General features: G+C 74.3%; 1 protein-coding gene. It reads left to right on the top strand.

What is annotated here, in order from left to right:
• A partial coding sequence (locus FNH08_RS50425; protein WP_152778739.1) for a condensation domain-containing protein occupies positions 1-1,081 on the top strand: 1,081 nt, incomplete at both ends.

The raw sequence follows: 1,081 nt of genomic DNA, 5'->3' as shown, positions 1-1,081 counted from the left end.
GTGACATACCCGTCCGGCTGGACGCCGCGCTGCACCGGCGGCTGCGCGCACTCGCCACCGAGACCGGGACGACGGTGTTCATGGTCGTGCAGGCGGGGCTCGCCGCCCTGCTCACCCGGCTGGGCGCGGGCACCGACATCCCGCTCGGCACGCCCGTCGCGGGCCGCGCCGACGAGGTGCTCGACGACCTGGTGGGCTGCTTCGTCAACACCCTCGTCCTGCGCACCGACACCTCGGGCGACCCGACGTTTCGCGACCTGCTCGACCGGGTCCGGGAGACCGACCTGGCGGCCTACGCCCACCAGGAGCTGCCGTTCGAGCATCTGGTGGAGGCCCTCAACCCGCCCCGCTCCACAGCCCGGCACCCGCTCTTCCAGGTGATGCTGGCCTTCCGCCCGACCACCGGACCCCACCTCGACCTGCCCGGCCTGCGCGCCCGCGTGCTGCCGGTGGAGACCGGCGCCACCAAGATCGACCTGACCTTCAACCTGGGCGAGTGCCGTGCCGCCGACGGGTCACCGGACGGCATCGAGGGCATCCTGCAGTACAGCGCCGACCTCTTCGACCGCCCCACGGCCGAGGCGCTGGCCGCCCGGCTGGAGCGGCTGCTGCGGGCCGCCGCCGACGACCCCGGGCAGACCGTCGGCACGCTCGACATCCTCCCGCCGGACGAACGCCACCGCCTGCTGGTCGAGTTCAACGACACGGCACGGGACGTCCCCGACACCACCTTCCCCCGGATGTTCGAGGAGGGCGCCGCCCGTACCCCGGACGCCGTGGCGGTGACGGACGCGTCGACGAGCCTCACCTACCGCCAACTCGACGCGGACGCGGACCGGTTGGCGCGCGTGCTGAGCGCCCACGGCGCGGGCCCGGGTCGTGTCGTCGCGTTCTGCCTGCCCCGGTCCGTGGAGATCGCGGTCGCCGTCCTGGCCGTCCTCAAGGCGGGGGCCGCCTACCTCCCGCTCGACCCGGACCACCCGGCCGAACGCACGGCGCACCTGCTGTCCGACGCGGCGCCTGTCTGCCTGATCGCGCAGGACCGGCTCCCCTTTGCCGTCGACTGCCCCGTCGTACGCCC

The sequence above is a fragment of the Streptomyces spongiae genome (assembly GCF_009377185.1).
In the GTDB taxonomy this organism is placed as follows: Bacteria; Actinomycetota; Actinomycetes; order Streptomycetales; family Streptomycetaceae; genus Streptomyces; species Streptomyces spongiae.
This window is presented reverse-complemented; position numbering and strand designations above follow the sequence as displayed.